This is a genomic window from Candidatus Avelusimicrobium fimicolum (assembly GCF_021632165.1).
In the GTDB taxonomy this organism is placed as follows: domain Bacteria; phylum Elusimicrobiota; class Elusimicrobia; order Elusimicrobiales; family Elusimicrobiaceae; genus Avelusimicrobium; species Avelusimicrobium fimicola.
This window is the reverse complement of sequence record NZ_JAJWTS010000018.1, coordinates 14,699-32,164: the sequence shown is the minus strand read 5'-3', so window position 1 is coordinate 32,164 and position 17,466 is coordinate 14,699. Positions and strand designations below refer to the sequence as shown.

General features: G+C 52.8%; 10 protein-coding genes. All 10 read right to left on the bottom strand.

Annotation, left to right across the window (positions count from 1 at the left end; translation table 11 throughout):
* A partial coding sequence (locus tag ACQY2K_RS06860) for a hypothetical protein (protein ID WP_428041238.1) occupies window positions 1–475 on the bottom strand: 475 nt, incomplete at its 3' end.
* A 9-nt stretch (window positions 476–484) separates the two neighbouring features.
* A complete protein-coding gene (locus ACQY2K_RS06855) occupies window positions 485–910 on the bottom strand; it encodes a hypothetical protein (RefSeq protein WP_428041237.1) in 426 nt (141 codons plus the stop codon).
* A gap of 3 nt (window positions 911–913) precedes the next feature.
* Entirely contained in the window at window positions 914–1,534 is a 621-nt protein-coding gene (locus ACQY2K_RS06850) for a hypothetical protein (protein ID WP_428041236.1), read from the bottom strand.
* Between the two features lie 9 nt (window positions 1,535–1,543).
* Window positions 1,544–2,677, bottom strand: a complete 1,134-nt coding sequence (locus ACQY2K_RS06845) for a hypothetical protein (RefSeq protein ID WP_428041235.1) — start codon at window positions 2,675–2,677, stop codon at window positions 1,544–1,546.
* 11 nt (window positions 2,678–2,688) lie between these two features.
* Window positions 2,689–10,917, bottom strand: coding sequence for an LPD5 domain-containing protein (locus tag ACQY2K_RS06840; protein ID WP_428041234.1), 8,229 nt, complete (start codon window positions 10,915–10,917; stop codon window positions 2,689–2,691).
* The gene (locus ACQY2K_RS06835) at window positions 10,914–12,728 is read right to left on the bottom strand and encodes a hypothetical protein (protein ID WP_428041233.1); all 1,815 of its coding nucleotides are present in this window, start codon (window positions 12,726–12,728) and stop codon (window positions 10,914–10,916) included. Before ACQY2K_RS06835 ends, ACQY2K_RS06840 begins: the two co-directional genes overlap by 4 nt.
* Window positions 12,725–13,333: a hypothetical protein gene (locus ACQY2K_RS06830; RefSeq protein WP_428041232.1), complete on the bottom strand. Its 609-nt coding sequence runs from the start codon at window positions 13,331–13,333 to the stop codon at window positions 12,725–12,727. The genes ACQY2K_RS06835 and ACQY2K_RS06830 overlap by 4 nt, the downstream gene beginning before the upstream one ends.
* Entirely contained in the window at window positions 13,333–13,791 is a 459-nt protein-coding gene (locus tag ACQY2K_RS06825; protein ID WP_428041231.1) for a hypothetical protein, read from the bottom strand. The genes ACQY2K_RS06830 and ACQY2K_RS06825 overlap by 1 nt, the downstream gene beginning before the upstream one ends.
* Window positions 13,788–16,856 carry a hypothetical protein gene (locus tag ACQY2K_RS06820; RefSeq protein WP_428041230.1) on the bottom strand — a complete coding sequence of 1,023 codons (3,069 nt, stop codon included), beginning with the start codon at window positions 16,854–16,856 and terminating at the stop codon, window positions 13,788–13,790. The genes ACQY2K_RS06825 and ACQY2K_RS06820 overlap by 4 nt, the downstream gene beginning before the upstream one ends.
* A complete protein-coding gene (locus ACQY2K_RS06815) occupies window positions 16,856–17,455 on the bottom strand; it encodes a hypothetical protein (RefSeq protein WP_428041229.1) in 600 nt (199 codons plus the stop codon). The genes ACQY2K_RS06820 and ACQY2K_RS06815 overlap by 1 nt, the downstream gene beginning before the upstream one ends.
* Window positions 17,456–17,466 lie beyond the last annotated feature (11 nt).

Sequence of the window (17,466 nt, the reverse complement as noted above, 5' to 3'; positions counted from 1 at the left end):
CCGTTGTACCAATCGTTTGAGGATTAGCAAAATACCCTCCCTGTTCAAGCCAGCCATCGCTATACAGGGCATACCAATCGTTGCCGTTGATTTCTTTTTTAACAAGATATCTACCTGAGTTTTTGTGTTTCGGCAGACGGAGGGAGTTTTGCGCTGTATTCTCATCAACCACATAATAGGGGCACTCGCCGTAAGCAGCAATGGCAGAGTCATATTCAGCCTTGGTTTTGCACAGTTCGGGGTGGCTTTTTACCCACGCGTAAAAATCGGGGTACAACGCGGCGGCATTAGGATAATACTCGCCTGTCCAAGCCGGCAAACAGCCGGGGTTGTCTTTGGCTAATGAGGATTGGCTCCACACTAACTGCCCGATAGCAAGGCCACGGGAATTTTGCGCACTCTGTGCCGCGTCCTGCGCGCTGGCCGCCGCTTTGGCGGCCCAATGCCGGGCAGAATAAACTTGTTCTTCGCTCATAATGCCCTCCTAACTGTTCAGCACGGAAACATCCACCGCTTGGTCTTCCGGCGCATTGGCCAGTTGCTTGCACAATTCGGCCAAAGCCTGTGCCTTGGTTTGGGCCGTTTGAGCGGAAGTTGCACTACTAGACGCAGCCGTGGCACTGTTCGCCGCATTCGTAGCCGATGCGGCCGCTGCCGTTTCACTTTGCCCTGCATTGGTGGCCGAAGTAGCCGCTTGCGTAGCCTTTCCAGCCGCGGCCGTCGCACTCGCCGCCGCGCTGGTGGCGGAACTGGCCGCATCCTCAGCTTTTTCGCTTGCCGTTTGGGCGCTGGTGGCCGCCGCAGTAGCGTTGGCCGCAACATCCTCCTTGCTGCCTGCCGCTGCCGTAGCGCTTTTAGCCGCCTTGGCCGCCCAATGTTTCGCAGAATAGATAGTCGTTTCGTCTGCCATAATTTAGTTCTCCTGTGTTTCTTTTATCTCGTCTAACAAAATAGCAATATCCACCGGCACATCTTCATCCGCACCGGCTATATTGCGTGCGCACCGCGCAATTTGCAAGGTCTCGTCTTTCAAGTCGGAGGCTTGGGATAAAGCCTTTTGGGCCTCTGCCTGCGCTTTTTGAGCCGTGTCTTTCAGTTCGTTTAACTGCTCTAAAAAGCCTTCTGCACTGGGTTTTTCCTCAGCGCTCACGGGGTAACAAATGGCGCGGGCCATTTGCTCTTGCGCTTCCTGGACCAAACACGTCAATTTGTCAAAACCCCGTTCCAGTTCTTTGGCGTCCAACGCGTGGCCGCTTTGCAAATCAAGTTCTTGCGTGGGGGGAGTTTGACGCAAAAGCGTCAGCGTATATCCGTCCGCCAACGCTTCCATGCCGCTTTCCAAGGTCGGATAAGTAACGCTGTCCAATGTATCGCTAAATGCAAAATTTTTTGTAATTTCGCTTTCCACTCCTTGTGGGGTGGTTAGAAATAGGCGCAGGTGGCTGCCGTCCGCCAACGGAAACGTGATCCCAAACATGCGGTTTTCGCCGTTGCCCTTGTATTGTAATTTGGTGGTTGTATTCGCTACGGTCATTTTTGGCTCCTAGTACCAGAGGGTAATTTTAATCCCGTAAGTGTCGTCAGCCAAAATCGTATTGCCCTCAAATTCGCTGGCAGAAATTGCATAGTAAACGGTGGCAAAGTTTCCGCTTCTGTTCCCGTATCCAACCACGGAGTGCAGAGGAGTGCACCATACAGTGCCGTCTGCGTTGCACAGTTCCAACGTGATAAACTTATATTCCCGGGTGCCGATATTGGTGCGGAAGTTGCCTGTTCGGGCTGCCTTGCTATAACCTCGCTCGTTATATACCACTAGCCCGGTTAGTCCAGTGCTGCTTCCGCTTTCCGTGCCTCCCGTAAAATTAATTGTTCCGTCGGCCGCAATACTCACATTTGGCCCAGGAATTAAGGTTTTTTGTTTGCCGTCCAGGGCGGCTTTAATCACTTTGTTTTGCACTGGGTTGGTGCTCTCGCTGTCCAGGGTGCTATCTACCGTTATGCCCGTTCCACCGTTTCCGCCACCGGCGCCCGTTATGGAAATTATATCGTCCGTAATATCTACGCCCGGTCCGGCTGTTAAGATGTTTTGCTTCTTGGCAATAAGGTTGCGCAAATCATTGTGTGCTGTTTGGCTGGCATTGTGTTCATTTACGGACGAAGAAACCTCCTGCGCGGCATTTTTGGCTTGCGTAGCCGCGGTTGCCGCCTGCTGGGCAGCGCCGGCGGCCGCTTGCAGAGAAGCGGCAATTTTGCTCAAATACTCCTCGGCTGTATGTTCGTTTGTTTCACTCACCTTATAGGTCAGCGCGCGGGACATCTTTTCGCTTAGTTCCTGCAATACATACGTTAGTTTGTCAAACCCCCGTTCCAGTTCTTCGGCGTCCAATGCGTGGCCGCTTTGCAGGTCTATGTCTTGCGTAAGCGGCGTTTGGCGCAAAATGGTAATTTTGCAGTCTTTGGACAGCGTAGGCACACGGCTCCCTACCGTTGGGTACGTCAGTTGCTTTTGGGCCATATTAACGGTAAACTGCCCGTCTGCACTGGTTTCCACGCCCTCGCTGTCGGTTATCACCACCCGCAGATCCGCGGCGGATAGAATGGGGAAAGGAATCCCAAATGTGCGGTTTTTTCCGTCCCCAACGTAAGTTATTTTTGTAGTGGTATTAGATACGGTCATTTCCTTGCTCCTTATTCTTTGGTATTCGTGGCAATATGGGCGCGGTTTTCGGTGTAGCCCAGCATTTGCAGAAATCCGCGCATCGGGTTTTCTCCGCTGGCAATATCTGCCGTGCCCGTGGCAAAGCCCTTGGCATATTTGGCGGGAAGCCCGCCGATTAATTGCCCGCCTTCCACTAGCATATTCAATACATCTTCGGCGGCTAAATCGTCCTTTACGGCCATTTGTCCCATTTTGAACAGTTCGCTTACTACCGGCAGTTCCGGGCGTTCCATACGCACTGTATGGTCAAACATCTTTGCTTTGGCCACTTGGGCGGCCGTCCCCACGGCCATATCCAGCACGGGCAAACAGCCGGCCATTTGCACAAACGGGCTAAAAAACAGTTCGTCCGCCAGTATTTCGTCCGCATCATCATCGTCATAATACCAGGCCAAAAGCCCCAGCGTTGTCAGGGCGGAGTACATCCACGAGTTAAACAACCCGTAAATAGCCACCACCTTGGCCAGTTGCGCGCGGGAAATTTCCCCACGTTGGTATTCATAAATTGCGTCGGCAATTTTGCGCGCGTACTGGGCGGGCGTATTCTTAAAGGCAAACAGTCCGCGCACGATAAAGTTCATATCCCGCGCCTGCAAGGTAGATAAACTGCTTCTCGTATTGGCCTGTTGGCTTCTCAGGGTGGACTTTCTAAACTCGGCAAACGCTTCCTTTTTACTCATTCCCTTGGTCTGCATTAAATAGTCCACATACGGCTTCCCGCCAAACATAATAGCGCCCACGTCCCCTAGGCGCGTATTAATCGTTAATAGGTCGGTAAAGCGCAGGAATTTACCCCGGGCCGTCAGGGCGTTGGCATCTGCGGTGGCGCGGGCCAAAGCCTCGTTCATAGAGCCGCTTTCATACCGCGCTTTCAAATACGGGTCGCCAGACATCATAAAGGCCACCGTTTCTTTGGGGTGCATAATGGCCTTGGTAAATCCGCTCACCCATTGGGTGGCCGGCATATTTTCCGCGTAGTTTATGGCCGAGATTAACTGCTTTACGGCAATCGTCGGCTTTAAGGCAATCGCGCCCTTTACATAGTTGTTGGTCAGCCAGTCGCCCAATTTGTCCATTTCGTAATTAAGCCGCGGCTTGGTTACGCTAAACTGGTCAATGAGTTCCAGCATACGCTTGTAGCAGTCCTCGCCCACCTGCTCAATAATCGCGGGTTTTAACACCGGGCTTTTGAACACGCGGCGGATTTGGTTTAACTTTTCCGCCTTAAAGGTGTAATCGGCCGCACGGTCAATGTGGGTGAACAAAATGCCAAACGGGTTTTCCAACTTCATTTGCACAAACGCGCTGCTTACGCGCATTTTGGTAAAAGACGGGTTTTTGCTCATAGCGGCGGCCGCGTTTAAAAAGTCCAGTTCACTTTCCACCCGCTCCGTTTTGCTGGGGAAATAATTTTCCACGCGGGGCAAATCGTAGCCGCGTTCTTTTACAAACACGCTGTTAATTTGCGCGTAGGTTTTTTCCGCCTCTTTTTGTAAAAAATCCCCCAAGGCCCTGTCCTGCTTATCTAGCAGGGCAAACATATCGTTTAATTGGGCCCCGTACTGGTTTAATAAGCGGTCCATTAAGTTATCGTTCTTGGCATAGATATAGGCATCAATAATTTGCAGTTTGTTCAGTTCCTCGGGGAAGGCTTCGCCCGTATGTTTTAAGGCTCCGGGGTTGGTGTTTTTATCCACCAGGGCATAATTGGTAAACGTATATTTTTCGTTGCGCAAGGCGTTCATTTTGTTTTGCACCTCGCGGTTGCTGCCCAGCCCATAAATGCGCTTTACGCCGTCCATAATGTCCGTTCTGCGCTGCCAAGTGTAGGTAATGGTATCGGCTTCCAGGTTGAGCATAGAGTATTTTTCCTTGGTTTCTTTATCCGTTACCATATCCAAGAAACTTTCCCAGTTGGCTATCCAACTGGCGTACATCTGCTTTAACTTGCCGGCCTTTTTATTTTTTTTGATAGCGCCCAACACTTCGCTCTTGTCCTGTTCGGTGCGGTAATCTTTAATCATTTTTTCCAAACTTTTAGCCTCTCTGCCGGCCTTGCGCAGGGCGTGGATATCCTCGTAAGCCTGCTTAAACAGTTGGCAGGACACGTCCTTGCGCGCATAAGCCTGTATGGAAAGCATTTCGTTAATAATTCTATCCGTCGGGCTGGTGGGTTTATCTACAAGCATACGGTTTTGCAATTCGTCGGCGGCGCTTTGCGGCCCCAAATGTGCCACGCGCCGTAATTCTTCCAAGGCGGTCATTGTGGCCGGGTCCGTCATCGCTCGGCGGAAATTGCCCCGGCGGTCAAATAAGTTCATATTCAAAAGGGCTTGGATTTTGCGGTTCATATACTGCTTATAATTGTCCTCTTGAATTTCGCGTGCTTTGTCTATCAGTTTGTCTATCTCGTGTTTCCAAAGCGAGCGTTGGCGGCTAGCGTTGCGCGCGTACTTGGCCACCAGGCGGCGCACTTGGTCGCTTTCCAACCCGCCTTGTTTGCGCAGTACGCTTTCCATAGCCCGCATTAGGGCGGCTTCCAATTTTGGCTCCGCCTCTTTTAACACCTTTTCGGCGGCGGTTCGCCGGCGGGCCACTTCTTCGTCCGTCAGATTTTCATAAAGTTTCAGTTGCCCGCTGGCGGCCATATCCAGCACACGCCAGGCCTGCTGTATCTTTTCGTCCACGTGTCCGATAGATTCGGTATAAGCGCGCAGCAGTTCGGCGCGCACGTTGTCCCAATTTGTATTGGGCAAATCGGTGCGCCGGCGTTCCTCCTGCCCCTCGTTCGTGCGGTCGTAGGCGTCCTCCAAAAAGTCCAGCGCACCCGCGGCCGCGGTTTGTATTTCCTCAAAGGTCTTGGCGTTTTCCAACTGCTTAATTAAGATGTCTTTTCCCTCAATTTGCCGCTTGTTAAGTTCGGTAATTAAGTGGCGTTTAATCTTGCGGGCCGCATCCAAGGTGGCGGCGGAGGCCTGTTCTTTGGCTTGTGTAGTAGCGCCCTTGGGGTCCAACTTTTCGGCCAAGCGGTTTAGTTCCCCAAGCCGCAGGGAAAAATCCGCCAGGTCGCGCTTTTCCACCACGCGGTAGCCCTTTTCTTCCAGGTCTAAAATAGCCTTTAAGGTCTTTTTGGCTTCGCGCGGGTCGCCCCACACGTCGCGCACGGTATTCACAAGGGCCTTGTAGTTTTCAAAGTCCTGCACCTGTTTTTCCGTGCCCACGGGGTAAATAACTTCGCCGTTTAACGCGCGGTCTATCAGGTCGTAGGCCTGCTGGTTGATACGGTCCTGCTCCTCATAGGTCCGCCCTTCGGCCTCGGTTAGATAGCCGTGGTCGGCCAGCCACCGGGCCGGGTCATCGCCAATGCCGCCCTTTTTATTAAATACGCGGGCATTTTTATAGGCTTCTTTGTCAATTTGCCCGGCGTTGGCATATTCGGCCCCATAGCGGCGCAAATCTTTAAGCAAATGATTCGTGGGCAGTTTGGGCGCGGGCGCATCTAATGTATTGACGAGGTCTTTAATTTGTTCCAAGGTAAAATCGCCCCGCGGGCTGCCTTGGCGGATGTTGTTAATTTGTTGTTTTAATTTATCCACCTTACCCGTAAACAGTTTACTGTCCACGCGGCGGGCCTCTTTGGCCAAGAGTTTATCAAAGAACTCCTGCACCTCGGGCGAAAGTTCCACCCCCGTTAAGGAGCCGTAAATCTCGCGCAGCCAGGCGGCAAATTTTTCAAACAGGTTTTTGTAGGTCGCGTTAGGGGCTTTGCCGTTTTGGAAGTATTTTTCGGCCTTGGTGGCAAAGTTTTCCCTAAACCCGCGGCGTACAAATTGGGCGGTTGTGTCGTTTTCGTCTAACACATCACTAAACGCCAGGCGTTTGATGTATTCGTTCCCGCCGCGCTCTTTAATGGTTTGTAAAACGCGGGCGCGGGCGGTATCGTTTAGCAGTTTGGTTTTGCCCAAATACTCCATTACAAAGGGCGCGCTGTCCGCGTGGATTTGCCGCAGGTCCTGCATCATTTGCAAAAATTCGGGGTCTGTGCTGGCTTTTTCCGCCCGGTAGAGGTCGCGTTCCCAAATATGGAAATACTCGTGAATGGCGGTAGATTTATTGGCAGAAGTGCTGGCTACAATAATAGCGCGGTTGCTGTCTTGGGCAAAAACCACCTTCCCCAAAAAGTCCGGCTGGGCCACATTTTGGCCAAAATCAAACGACGTGTCGCCCTCGCTTTCCTCATAAAGCGTATAGCCGCGCGTGGTTTCGGTCGTTTTTAACGTGTTAAAAAAGCGGTCAAACGCGGCCGCAATAGCGGGCATTTCCGTATCGGTCGGGTACGGGAAACGTTCTTTCCCGCCCAAATAGGCCTCCGGGTTTACAATGTTGGCCAAGTAATCGTTGGAGTGTCCCTCTTGCTTGGCCTTATAAATCAAATAACTTTCAAAGGCGCGGGCGGTCATTTCCGTGCGGGTACTCCAATAGGGCTTTGAACGCAATTTATCCAAGTTTACACTACGGCTGTAAAACGTGTCCGTAATGGCTTTTAATACACCTTGGTAAGCCTCTTTCATTTCCGGGCGCAAGGCGCTGTTAGCCTTGGGATTTTCCGAGGTCATTTCATTTTGTCCGTCCTGTCTGCTAAAATAGTTATCCAAGGCGTGCCACCATTCGTGGCCCAAACTGCCCGCACCGTTCTTTTTATTCAAGTTGATAACCACGTGGCCGCGTTCGTAATGGGCCAGTTCATTGGCTTTGCCGCGTGCGCCAAAGGCCAGCCCCAGTGTGCCGTCCAAAGACACCGCCCGGGCCGGTATGCGGATAATATCTGCCATATCCAGGAGCGCATCATAAGCATTATTTAAGTCTTGCGCGCGGCGTTCCTGTTCCACCCAGTTGCCAAACTGTACGCCGCGGAAGCCAAACTCTTGGCTAAACCGCTCCGGCGTGATAACCGTTCCGGCCGGGCGGTATTCCTTGCCCACGCGCGGCGCGTTGGTATCGCGGCGGACGGGGTAAATTTTGCGCTTTTCGGACAAAAGGGCTTCTAAATGCGCTTGGTTTTGGGTTAAAAAGTCAAACGCATCCTTTACGCGCTCAAAGCCGCCCTTTAAGTCAATAAATTTGCCCGTGGCAATTTTCTTGCCAATGATAATTTCGCCCGTGTCGCGCCTTTGATAGACGTCCAATTTGGTAGGTGCTTTGGCGGGCGCGGCCGACTGCGCCAGCATTTTGCGGGCCAGGGCCACCATTTCGGCCCGGTTTTGCGAACCGGCCACCCGTTTATATCCGCGTTCCAGTAAATATATCTTTTGGGGCTCATTAAAGCGTTGTCCGTTAAACATTAAAAAGTTGCCCGGGCGCAAGGAGTATTCCTTGGCCTTGGTAAATGCCGGGTAGCCCAGTTCTAGGTAAAAAGCCACGCGATTGTGGATAGCATCCGTTTTGTCTGTTTCTTTGAACAGGTTTACCATTTCCGGATGTTGCAGCACTTGGTTGGCCGTTTCGCGCGCCGCCTTTAAGCCTTCTACCCATTGGGCCGCGCGGGCGGGGCGTTGCGGCTTAACGGGCAGACTGTCGCGCAAAGCCTTTACAATAGCCAGTTGTTCGGTTGTAATGCCCTTGGCTATGGCCGCTTCGTAATTTGGTTCCGGAAAGTATTGGGATAGCGTAATACTGCGCACGTCGGCGGGCAGTTCGCTCGTCATAGCGGCGCGGTACTTGCCCCACATATCCTTGCGGGCCCCTAAAATCTTTTCGCCAAAATCCTCTATACGCTCGGGCTTGCCCGTGGGGGTAAAGGGCGGCAAGTCTTGCTTTAATTCTTCTTCGCTAAAAAGCCCGTCCGCCGTCTCTTTGAGTTCGCTGTCCTCTTGCGTGAGTGCGGTCCGTTCCTCCGCATTGACCTGCGTATCAAACAAACTCTGCTGTTTATCAAACAGGTTTTGCTGGATATTAAATAAATTTTCCTGCAACAGTTCAGACGGATTATTTGTCTTTCCGCTTTCTTGGGCCTTGACAAATTCTTCGTTATTAGTTATCCTATCTGTACTGGGACCCTGCCCGTAAGTGCTTAAATGCGCGGTGGCAGGGTTCCTTTTTACGTGTACATTATACAGGTCTAACAAATTTTTATCCTGCCCTTTTACGCGTTCCGTAGCCAATTCCACCAAAAAAGTATCTTCTCCAATTTTTACCGGGGCTTGGAAATACACATATTCTTCTACATTAGCCTTATGAGCCAATGTTTTTTTACTGGTATTATGGGACACGTCCACCGCGCCCTTTCTATCCGTTTTTTGGGCCACATTAACAATTTTTTCCAATGTGGTCAGGGCGGTTTGGTGGCGTTTTAATTTTCCATTTTTTAGTTTTACGTTAGAGTTTTTAATATGGACCTTGTTATCTGCCGTAATTTGTATTTGCAAGGGCGGGGCAGCCGTATCCATAGCCTGGCCGATAAGGGCGTTCAAGGAAGATTCCACTTGTTGGGCGCGCTGGTCTGCCGGCAATTTGGCAATGTCAGCAAACGGAGCCGTTAAATCTACCGCATTTTTATTTATGGTTTCCTGCAACAAAAAGTCCTTTTCTGTTAGCCCCGCATCCGCCAGTTTGCGGTCAAATGCCGCTTCGGCGGCCGCTTGCTCCTGTGCTTTGCGCGCTTGTTGTTCCTCGTATTCGCGCTTCCATTGTTCGCGCCGGGCGGCCACGGCGGCCTGCACGGCTTCGGTATTGTCTTGCACGGGGGCGTTTTCAAAGTCCACTTCCGTCATTTCAAACTCGCCCGGTTTCAGGCCCGCCACGTTCAGCACGCTGTTGGCGCGGCTTTGTTCCAAATTGCCAAGTAGCGCCGCGCTGTCCGTATCGTAGCCGGCGGCCAAGGCCTTTTGCTCCGTGCGTTCCGCCACCTCATACATTTTGCGGGTGGTTTCCCTGTCCGGGTTGCGGGCTTTATCAACGGCCGCCTTAAACGCTTGGGCTCCTTGTTCCACATCCCCATTGGGGTAAACAAGCGGGCTCGTGGCGTTGGATAAAATCTTGTGCACTTGCGCATTGTTTTCGGGTGTCGCCGTTGCCTTGGCCATATTCAGGGCCATTTTATCGGCCAGTTCTTTTTTAATACCTCTGTTTTGCAGTTTTTTGCTCGCACGGTTTACCAAGGTAGCCACGGGTACGGCCGTAAAAGACCCCAAGACAAACGAGTATCCAATGCCCAGTAAGGTGTCGGCCAAGTCCTGCTGGCGGCCGCCAAAGTGCTGCATAATAATTTCCTCAGCGGTTTGCTGGGCGGCCTCTTCACTGCCCTCACTCAAAGCCGAGGCGGCAATACGCCCCAATACGCCCGTTTTGGTTAAACTCTTAAACAGCATTTCCATACCCAGTAGTTCAATGCCGCCCTCAAACGCACCGCCGGCAATGCCGGAGAGTAACGCCCGGTCCGGGGCCACGCCGTTTTGCAAGGCCTCTTCATAGTCCTGTTGCCCGGCCGTAGCGCCAAAGGCAATAGCGGCCGCCGCGGGGCTGCCTGTCAGCACCGTAAGGCCAATGGCCGCCATAAGGCTGCCGCCGGCGCCAAACAAATCGTACAGGAATCCGTCCTTTTCGTTCTTTTCAATGCCGGCGAGTTCACGGAATTTGGCGTTATTTTTGCTCATCACCAGCAAGGCATCCCGCCCCAATTTGCGGTTGTGCTCATAGTCTTGGCGTATTTGGTGCAGTTCCGCCAAATACGCATCGTAGAGGTCCTTTTTTCGTTTATCCAGGGTTTGCGCCCCGGGCACGGCCAAGGCTCCTTGGTTTAATTCCTCGGCCTGCTGGGCGTATTTGCGGCTGGTCGCGCGCGAAGCCTTGCTGTATTCGTATTCGTCCAGTATGACGCCGATGCCGCCCGCCATAAGGCGCTCGCCCGACTGCCACATAGACACACCCGCATTGGCCACCGCGCGGTAAGGGGTTCTCCACCAGCGGTGGGTTGTATCGGGGATGCTTTCGTCCAAACGCTGGTAGGCAAAATAATTGTCTTTATTTTGGTTGCGCAGTTCGGTCTCTATGGCAAATTGTAAGTCCTGCGCTCTGCGCAAGGAGGTATTTACAATTAAGTTTTCCTTGGGCAAATATACGCTTCTGCGCTCCGGCTCCAAAGTGGCAAGCGGTGCGGGGGCAGTTAAAGGGGTTTTAGCGGTTTGTTCTTGTTCGTTCATAAAAGTTGCCTGTGTAATTCTTTGTTGTTTTTATCGCGTTTAATCAAATACGCGGCGCCGTTTTCTTCTTGGTAGCGGTAGCCGTCCAAGCGGCTTTTTACGTCAGCACCCAAACGGGGATTAGGCTTAATACCGTAAGACTTAAAGGTATTCTCACCCACCTGCACGTCCATTACGTCGTCCCGGTTTATGGCAAATTTACTGCGTACATAATCGCGCGCCACGGTTTGCACGGCGGCCACCGCTTGGGTGCGGGTGTTGGTATCCTCGGCCAGCAAATTGACATTGGCCGCTTGTAAAAATTGGGCGGCTTGCTCTATAATAAGGCTCTTTTCTTCCGGGGTTAAAAATCCGCCCACGGGGTAATTTTCATAGTTCTTTACTTCGCGGTCGTTCAGTAAGGAAATTCCTTCCACTTCCAGCGGAGCCAAGCGGGTGGTAGTGCCGGTTTCCGCACGTTTTTCTGCTCCGTCGGAAAGCAAATTAGCCTGCCGTACAATTTCGCCCAAGGCCGTATCGTTGGCTTTTATATCCATAGTGCCCAGCGCCTGACGCAGTTGGGACAACTGTTTTTCGGCCTTTTTTAGGTCCTCGCCGTCAAAGTCGTGGTGGGCAATTTGGCCCGAAAGCGCACCAATGGCGGCCAGCACGGTTTGCGGGTTGTTCATATCCTTGTTGCCAATTTTGGGGTCCTTTCCGCTTTTTATTTTCCACTCAAAAGCGTTAAAGCCGTTTTCGTGTTCCTGCCAGTTGGCCTGTTTTATTCGCCCGGAACGCGTGTCCGGGCTGTCTAACAAATTGTTTTGCACCCATTTGCCGTATTCCAAAAGCCCCTTGGCATCCAACGGGCCAAAGTTTTGGCTGTATTGGGTAAGCGCACTGGCGGGGTTGCGCATCAGCCCGACAATTTCTTCTTGCAATTTTTCGGGCTCGGTTTCGGCCATAACCAAGGCGCGCTCATAAAGCGGGCCCAAGCGTTCGCTTTTGGAGCCCTGCGCTTGGGTTTGTTCGGCCTTTTTAATAAAGTTATTTAACTGGTTGTAATCGTCTGGCAATAAATCGTCTTTTACGCCGTCCAATACTTGGCGGGCGGCTGACAGGTTACCGTTGATAATGCTCCCTTTCACCGCGGCCGATACGTTGTCGCGCGCAATATCAAAGCGCAGCAAAGCCTGCGCTTGCGGCGGCACGCCGGCGGCCGTGGCGTTTTCATTGGACTTCTTATACGTATCGTCCAAATTGGCGCGCATGCCTGCGACGGTGGTGATCGCTCCGGCCAGGCCCGCCTGCTGTTTTTTGTAGGCATCCGTCAGCAAGTCGCCTTGGGCGCGCTGTTGTTTTAACTGGTAGCGTGCCACGGTGTCAAAATTATTTTGAAAGTCCTTTTGAAACTCCAACGCCAGTTCTTCGCGTTCATCATCGGTGGGGGCCATATCCAAGTATTTTTTCATTAGTTCTTGCCCCTTGGTTTGGTAATCGGCGGCAATGGTGTCGGCTTGGCCGTATTCCTTGCTGAGTAGCCCGCCGTCAATACGTTTTCCGTCGTCGCCCAGTTTGCCGTTTAACAGTTCGTCATTGTCCTTGCGCCAGTTCAAAATGGCGGCCGTCGTGCGCAGGTTGCGCTGGCGGACGGCCAAGCGGTTGGCCGCGTTGTCCATAGCGGCGGCCATGCGGTCTATTCCTTGGGCCACATTTTCGCCGGCGGCGGCCACGCTTTCGCCAAAGGCGCCGGCCACAGGTGTAACCGCTTGCGGCCGTGCGGCGGTAATGGATCCGGGGGCTACCCGGTTTTCATATTGCGGTACTTTCATTTAGCGCCTCCCCACATCCCGGCCACGCTGGCCGCGGTAGATAACAGCGAAGAATAACTATTAAGCCGTGCAGCCTTTTTGGCGGCCCGTCCGGCAATGCGCATTTGCTCGGCTTGCCCTTTGGCCGTAAGGGTGTTTAATTGCGCCTGCAAGGCCCGTTCGCTGGCGCGGGTAGATACGGTGCGTTTAAGATACTCCATATCTTCCTGCTCCGCGCGCAAACTGTCATTTACGGTATCTTCAAAAGACCCGCTGGACAAATCCATTCCGCTGGCTACTGCGGCGGCCAGTTGCTTGCCGTAGGTTTGGCGCCCTGCCCGGCGGACCTGTTTTACCTGATCGGCCGCCTGCTGTAAATCGTACGTAGTCTGCCGTGCGGCCGTCTGTTCGTCCAAAGCCGCTTGGCTTTCTTCGGCAAACGCCTGGGCATTGTATTTGGCGGCCGCAGCACGCCCGCTGGAAAGGGCGGACGAGGCATCCATAATCCCGCTGCCTATGGCAAGGCCCGTCCCGGCACCGCGCCAAAATTGTGGGTTCTTATAAAACGGTGTTTTCGTTTGCGTAGCGGCCGCGCCTTTGGCGGCAGCGTTGTTGGCAGTACACATTATTGATTCCTCCGTATTTCAAACAAAATAAAGGGCTGCCCGGTTTTGGCAAATACCTTCCGGGTAAACCGAGCCCCCAAAAATTGAAGCAGCCGCTTGGCTTGCGGATACCCGTCATCCACTGCGTTGTATAGTTCCGGATAAATATCCAAGAGGCCGTTCAGCACCGCGCGGCAGGTTATCACAAAGTCTTTTTTGGTGGTATTTATTTCGCCTGTGCCTAGCAGCCACACCCGTGCCCGGCGGGACAGCAACCCGTCTGGCCGTAGGCCAAACAAACACATAGGCACCCCATTGTGCAGGGCCGTAAAAGCAAACGGGCTTACGGCCACGCTTTCTTTTACCGCCGCTTGATAATCCTTTCTTCCGGCGTGTTCCAGTTCCAATTTGTCGCCCTTACGCAGGCGCGCCGAAACAAATCGGATGTGTTCGTCTTTGGTCCTTTCAATGGTTATCATAAATTACCCACCGTTACACACGGCACAATAGCCGTTATCATTAACGGGAGCGGGTCCCGCTGCTCCACTATCACGCTGGGCATTTGCTCATATTGCCCCGCAAAGGTGAAGCGGATGTCTTCGCTAACTAATTCTTTCCCGGTGTTATAGGCAAGTGGCTTTTCCGGGTTCCAGGTTTCCATATGGTCCGGGTCCGTGCCTACGCGGGCGTTGCGGCTGTCCACCACGCACACCAACGCCCCGGTAATGCGTTTCTTTTTGGCCAGTACGCTGCCGCTGTCTGTGTTGATATCCCCGCTTAACGTGCGCAGGCGCGCCGTATAAGGCAACCCCACGTGCACCACGCTGGCGGGCGCGGAAAGCGTAATTTGGCCGTTTTGTACCGTTTGGCGGGGCATTACTTGTCCGTCTGCCAAAATGGATACCTCTTTGCCCTCTAAATAATCCAGCCCGCTTACCGCAGTAGTGGGCTCGCCCCGGTAGGTGCGGCCGCAGTCCACAAAGTATTGTTCCGCCGGCTCTTTGCTTGCCAAACGGTCTGCCATTTTTTCCACATAGCGCGTGCCGTCACGGTTGACGATTAAAAATAATTCGTCGCGCCCTTGGCCCGGTATGCAGCAAATGCTCTCCACCCGTCCATCCGTTTCCATTTCCGTCCACGAGCAGACATTTTCCGCGTGAACATAGGTTAGGCACAGCAGTTTACCGCTTTCCATAAGCACCCACAAAAGCCCGTCCGGCTCTTGCTGGTAAGCCATTTCCAAGATTTTATCGTTATCAAATAAGTGGGCGGCAATATAGCACAGGTTGTCGCCGTGCAAAGCGTCGGTAGAATAATCGTACGCGCTGTCGCGCAGTTTGGTCCGTTTGGGCAGGGCATACAGCACGCGCGAACCGATAACCGCCGGGCGCACGTTAGCGCCGCCCTCGGCCGACTGTTTGGGCATTCCGGCATCGGTGGGGGTCATCACGGCCGCGTTAGAGGCAAATACGCCACCCGCCGTAAAGGCCACCAAACTCTTCATGCTGACTAAGGCATTAATGGCGTTGACACCCTCGTCTTTGAGCGTGGTGGATACTGCGTCGCTGTCCTCCAACGGCGACGACAGGGCAAAAGAGTGATTATCGCCAATGCGCGTACCCTGTACGCCGTCATTTTGGCCCCACACCAAGCGGCCGCCGTGCTGGCAAACGCTGGCGGGCCAACCGTTTTTGGTGCTCCAAGCGCCCTCGCTCCACTCGCTGGTGGCGTTAATGGTAATTTCTTTTCCGGCTTCGTAATCGTAGCCGCGCACTACAAAAGACACCAGGTATTTATCTTTCGTTTTGCCGTTGTTAATCCCCAGTGTAATACTGTTGGCTACCTGTGGGTTAATGTGTAAAATCCGCCACGTGTTGGTGCGTTCTTGTCCGCCGGCGGTAAAACATACGCTTTTGCCGCGTTCTTCACTGCGGATATTAAAGGCCTTTGTGTCGTCATAAGTCAAAAATTGGGTATCATCACCGGAACCCCCGCTGGCAATAAAAGGTTCGTCTATCCCATAGCCCAGCACGGATATGGATGTAATGACTACTGCGGCCGGAAAGGTATAGGTAAAGCCCAAACTACCGTCCTTGGGCACTTCTGCATAGGTGTCCGTGGTGCCGTCCAAGGCGTGCCAGGCATCAGCCTGCAAACTGGTAAATGTGCCGGCGGGCGCGGTGGCAGAGGTGAATACGGGGATGCAGTCTTTGTATTCCCGGCCCGTAGAAAAATACGTTTCTAAATCTTTGGTGTTATTTACCAGTTCCGCCGCCACTTTGATAGGCGAGATAAACTCGCTTATTTTGTAAAAAATATCCACTTCCTGCGCTTCGCAGTCCAGGCGCAGGTAGCAACGGCCATTGTTTACGCTCGGTTTTACCCGGATCCACCATAGCCCGGCCGGCACGGATACCACGTCATTGGCGTTAAAACTGTTTACGTCTTGGTCGGCGGCTTGGTCGTGGTACATAATACTGCTTATCGTGTGTAGGGGGAGCCAAGAATTTTCGTCTTTGGGGTCGGCGGAATATTGCAGTTCCACCTGTCCGCCCCATGTGCCGGTGGTTTGTACGGTCAGTTCACCGCTTACCAGCATAGCGTCTGACAAGGTGTTTTGTTGTGTGGTGTATTGTGGGGCAAAGTTTACGGCCCGCAGACGGTGTTTCAACTTCCACCACGCGCCCACATCGCCGGCCGAAAATACATCATTGGCACACGTTAAATAAAACTTGGCCAAGTTTTGGTTATACACGGCCGAGATTTTAAGTCCGTCGTCTTTGTTGGCCAGTTTCATCGGCCCATACAAAAAAACATAGTCGGAAAATTTCCAATCCGTATGGCCGTAGCGTTCCAACTGTTTGGGGCGTTTGCCGTTGCGGGCAAAATACATCACATCAGCGCTTTGGCAATAATACAAATCTTTCAAGTCTGCTTCGGCCAAATCGGTTTCTACCTCATACACCAAATGGTGCTGGTCTAATAATTGGCCGTCTGAATTAAAAAAGCGGATATATCCCGCGCCCAGTTCCAGCGAGTAGGCTTGTGTCTTAGAAAATACAAACGGCAGCAAACGTGCTTTTTTGGTTTGGTAAGCGGTTTTTTGTACGGTTCGTTCTTGGTCCCACGTGGGCTGGCGCAGGACGGTCCAGGTCAAAGAGCCGTCCGTTATCGTCATGGTAGCGGGGTTGGCCTGCAAATCAAAGGACGTCGCGCTCAAAGAGGGTGTTTTTTCGTCATTTTTATAAACCGGGCAGCCCGCCTGCGGCGTTTCGGATTCAGTGTAATACACCCCTTGGGTCTGTTCATACCCGCTCATACCCCACGCGTAAAGCGTCATGGGGGCCTCATAGGTGTAGGGCGTTTTCTTAACCGTGGCCAGCATTATAGTGCCGGGCCGGTTAGCCGCGCCACCTTGCGGATAAACGTAATAGTTTACGCACTCGCGCAACCAGGTGGAAAATTTCTGCTGGTCCACCCGGCGCCACAGCCCTGGTGCGGCCACGCCGCCGTTTAGCGTGGGTTGTAAAATGTGTACAGGCATTAGCGCACCTCCACAAAGGCACTGGTCTTTTCGGGCATTTCAAACTGTTCAATTTTGTTGGTCTGCCGCGCTTCGTCCAGTTTGCTTTGGTATTTGGCAAGCATCAGTTGCGCCAGTTGGCTGTCGCCTGTTATCGGTACGGCCAGTTCCGCCGCTAAGAGCAGCGCAAAGCAGGCCACAAAAGAGGGGTCAAATACGGCCGTATTTTCCACATCCGCCACATAGCAGACCCGCGCACCGCCGTAGGGGCACGCCACCAGTTTATTGCCCTGGTTGTCATAAAAGAGGGTATAGGGGATTTGGTGGCAAGGGGGCACGTCTTTGTAAGAAATTTTCTTAACAAAAATACAGTCTGCCGGCAGGGCAAACACATACGGCAGTTTAAGGTCGGGTGTTTCCACATCGCGTGCGGCCAAATCGGCCCAGCGCAAGGCAAAAGCCCAGTCGTGGGCGCGCAGTAAATTGCGGCGTACAAAATCGTACATCAGCCGTGCCGTGCGGGCGGTATTGGTATCCTCGGCATCGTCGTGTACCAGTTTTTGCCCCAAGTTGGCCAAGGCCAAATTAATGATAGCGGTTTTAGAAATGTCGTTTGCCATAATTCCCCTGT